Here is a 3,064-nt window from a genome sequence, read left to right on the forward strand (position 1 = left end):
CGCGCCGGCGGCGGAAGCGGCGGCGCGGAGCCCGGCCGAGCGGCCGGTCACGGCGGCGCGTACGGCAGGTAGCCTTTCCCCCGTGCCCGCACTCTCCGACATCATCACCGCGCTCGACGCCCTCTGGCCCGTGGACCGGGCCGAGCAGTGGGACGCGGTGGGCACGGTCTGCGGTGACCCGGACGCCGAGGTGGACCGGGTGCTGATCGCCGTCGACCCCGTGCAGGAGGTCGCCGACGAGGCCGTCGCCCTCGGCGCCCAGCTGCTGCTCACCCACCACCCGCTCTACCTGCGCGGGACCACGACGGTCGCGGCCTCCACCTTCAAGGGCAAGGTCGTGCACACCCTGATCGGGAACGGCGTCGCCCTGCACGTCGCGCACACCAACGCCGACCGGGCCGACCCGGGCCCGGGACACCCGGCGCTCGTCGAACGCACCGACGCACACCCGGTCCCAGGCGTCGGCCGCGTCCAGCGCGGCCATCAGCGGACGCACCGCCGCGTCGGCCTTCACGTCGATGTTCCAGCGCGCGGTGGGGAACTCCCGCAGCAGCTCCTCGAAGAGCGGTACGGGCTCCCCGCCGACCCGTACCCGGCGCAGCTCGTCCCACGGCAGCGCGGACACCCGGCCGCCGGCGTCGGACATCCGGTCCAGCGTGGCGTCGTGGAAGGCCACCAGCCGCCCGTCGGCGGTGGCGTGCACATCGGTCTCCAGGTAGCGGTAACCGAGGTCCACCGCCCGGCGGAAGGCGCGGGCGGTGTTCTCCGGGACGTCGGCACCGGAGCCGTCGCCGGCGCCGCCCCGGTGGGCGAACGCGAGCGGCGCGGGATGGTCGAGGAACGGGTGGGCGGCGTCGGTCACCGCCGCAGTATGACCCGCCGGGTCCGGGGCGCCGGCACCCGCCCCACGGTGTCCGCCTCCGTCCCGCGGCCGGTGAACCAGCGCAGGAAGAGCTGCGCCAGCGGCCCGATCGCCAACGCGTAGGCCACCGTGCCGACGCCGACGGCCCCGCCGAGCAGGAAGCCGGAGGCCAGTACGACGAGTTCGATGCCGGTGCGCACCAGCCGCAGCGAGCGGCCCGTCACCCGGTGCAGGCCGGTCATCAGGCCGTCGCGCGGTCCTGAGCCGAACCGTGCGGCGATGTACATGCCCGTCGCGACGCCGTTCAGCAACACGCCCGCCACCAGCAGCGGCACCCGGACCGCGAGCAGGTGCTGCTGCGGCAGCAGCGCCAGGGTGGCGTCCATCGACAGGCCGACCAGCACCACGTTGGACACCGTACCCAGGCCCGGCCGCTGCCGCAGCGGGATCCAGATCAGCAGTACCAGCGCACCGACCGCGATCGAGACCGTGCCGATGGACAGCCCGGTGTGCTGGGCGACGCCCTGGTGGAAGACGTCCCACGGGCCCAGCCCCAGCTCGGCCCGCACCAGCATCGCGCAGCTCGCCCCGTACAGCCCCAGCCCCGCGCAGAGCTGCACCAACCGACGCGCCGTCCCCCGGCTGCCTCCGTCACCCGACACGTTCCCCGCCCCTCTCGTTCGCGGTTCGACCCGCGGTGCTGCCATGCGCGCCGCACGCGTGACACTCTGGACGGGTGACAGGGCCAATTCCATGGCCAATCAGCGAAGGGTGGACCGGGAATGCCTCAGTGGACTTCAGCCGTCGGTGCCCCGCAGCTTGCCCGGCTGCTCGGCTCACAACGCGTTCTCGGCGAGGACGACCAGCGCAGGACCCCTGCCTACCGGGCCCTCGCGGACGGAGTGCGGCTGCTGGTGCTGGAGGGACGGGTGCCGGTGGCCGCCCGGCTGCCCGCCGAACGTGAACTCGCCGCGGCCCTCACCGTCAGCCGCACCACCGTGGCCGCCGCCTACGAGGCGCTGCGCGCCGACGGCTTCCTGGAGTCGCGCCGCGGCGCGGGCAGTTGGACCGCCGTACCGGCCGGGAACCCGCTGCCGACCCGCGGGCTGGAACCGCTGCCCCCCGAGGCGGTCGGCACCATGATCGACCTGGGCTGCGCGGCGCTGCCGGCCCACGAGCCGTGGCTCAGCCGGGCGTTCCAGGGCGCGCTGGCCGAGCTGCCGCCGTACGCCCGCACCCACGGCGACTACCCGGCCGGCCTGCACGTCCTGCGGCAGGGCCTCGCGGACAGCTACACCGCACGGGGCGTTCCCACCATGCCGGAGCAGATCATGGTCACCACCGGCGCGATGGGCGCGGTCGCCGCCATCTGCCGGCTGCTCGCGCCGAGCGGTGAACGCGTCGCCGTGGAGCACCCCTCCTACGCCAACGTGCTCCAGTTGATGCGCGACGCCGGTGCTCGCCTGGTGCCCGTCGCCATGGCCGAGGACCTCGCCGGGTGGGATCTGCCCGCGTGGCGGCAGACGCTGCGGGCCGCCGCCCCCCGCCTGGGTTACGTGGTTGCCGACTTCCACAATCCGACCGGCGCGCTGGTGCCGGAGGACCAGCGGCGTGAGCTGGTGGCCGCGGCCCGTGCGGCCGGCACCTCACTGGTGGTCGACGAGACGATGGCCGGGCTCGTCCTGGACCCGGCCGAACGCGGGGGCCTGCCCCGGCCGGTGGCCGCGTTCGACCCAGGCGGGTCCGTCGTGATCACGGTCGGTTCGGCGAGCAAGGCCGTCTGGGCGGGGCTGCGCATCGGCTGGGTGCGGGCGGCCCCCGACGTGATCAGGACCCTGGTGGCGGCCCGCGCCTACGCGGATCTGGGCAGCCCCGTCCTGGAACAGCTCGCGCTGGCCTGGCTGATGACCACCGACGGGTGGGACCAGGCGGTGGAGGTCCGACGGCGGCGCGCGGTCGAGAACCGCGACGCGTTGGTGGCCGCCGTCCGCCGGGAGCTGCCCGACTGGGAGTTCACCGTGCCTCGCGGCGGTCTGACGATGTGGGCCAGGACCGGCGGCCTGTCCGGGTCCCGCATCGCGGAGGTGGGGGAGCGGCTCGGCGTGCGGGTGCCGTCCGGGCCCCGTTTCGGCGTGGACGGCGCCTTCGAGGGCTTCGTGCGGCTGCCGTTCACGGTCGGGGGCCCGGTCGCGGCCGAGGCAG

General features: G+C 75.1%; 2 protein-coding genes and 2 pseudogenes. 2 read left to right on the forward strand and 2 right to left on the reverse strand.

Features of this window, described 5'->3' with window-relative positions; genetic code table 11:
• Positions 1-82: 82 nt before the first annotated feature.
• Positions 83-409, forward strand: a pseudogene (locus tag ACYVE9_RS20825) (Nif3-like dinuclear metal center hexameric protein); the annotation flags it as partial.
• On the opposite strand, the pseudogene ACYVE9_RS20830 reads toward ACYVE9_RS20825, so the two are convergent.
• Positions 371-862: pseudogene (locus ACYVE9_RS20830) on the reverse strand (glycerophosphodiester phosphodiesterase family protein); the annotation flags it as partial. The pseudogenes ACYVE9_RS20825 and ACYVE9_RS20830 overlap by 39 nt on opposite strands.
• Positions 859-1,524 carry a membrane protein YczE gene (gene yczE / locus ACYVE9_RS20835; protein WP_461029412.1) on the reverse strand — a complete coding sequence of 222 codons (666 nt, stop codon included), beginning with the start codon at positions 1,522-1,524 and terminating at the stop codon, positions 859-861. The gene yczE and the pseudogene ACYVE9_RS20830, both read right to left, overlap by 4 nt.
• Before the next feature lie 120 nt (positions 1,525-1,644).
• Here yczE and yczR point away from each other — a divergent pair.
• On the forward strand, positions 1,645-3,064 hold a 1,420-nt coding region (yczR, locus tag ACYVE9_RS20840), incomplete at its 3' end, for a MocR-like transcription factor YczR (RefSeq protein ID WP_461029413.1).

This window comes from Streptomyces sparsus, from assembly GCF_054776295.1.